At 57.7% G+C, this 506-nt stretch carries 1 protein-coding gene and 1 pseudogene; both read right to left on the minus strand.

What is annotated here, in order from left to right; genetic code table 11:
- Positions 1-323: cellulose biosynthesis protein BcsP (bcsP, locus tag AC07XB_RS39090; protein WP_494752841.1), on the minus strand; the 323-nt coding region annotated here is incomplete at its 3' end.
- Positions 259-506: pseudogene (locus tag AC07XB_RS39095) on the minus strand (hypothetical protein); the annotation flags it as partial. The gene bcsP and the pseudogene AC07XB_RS39095, both read right to left, overlap by 65 nt.

Raw genomic sequence — 506 nt, forward strand, 5'->3', positions numbered from 1 at the left:
CCGCGATCCGCTCGCATCGAGGCCAAGAGAGGCCAGCGTTCGCGAGCATGCCGAGTCGAATCCTCACGCACTATCTGACGATAGTCATGAGGATTGCCGCCAATGCGCTGAAACAGCTTCGATAGATCGTCGGAGTGCATCGGAGAGTTTCCTCGGTTGGGATAGCGACTTAGCGAAATTGTCCGTCCGTCCCGTGCCTTTGCAACCTCGGGAAAACTCCGCATCTTGGACTTCCGCACCGCAGTTTGCTCGGCCAGCTCAATGAAGTTTGAAGCGGATGGTCGGTGCGACATCGATTGCGCCAATTTTCCAGCGATAGGCATTGTTAAAGAATCCGGGCTCGTCGTGAGCGTTGTGATCTACAACCTCGACATTGGCTGGCAGGCGGACCTCCAGCGTGCCGTTGACCTTCATGCCGAGTTGCCGGAGCGCATCCAGATCCCCCTTGCTGATGGGCGCCGGCGCAATGGTGAACACGCCGTCTTTGTCCCGTTTGACGGTCACGA

The organism is Cupriavidus sp. GW821-FHT02F09 (genome assembly GCF_059421605.1).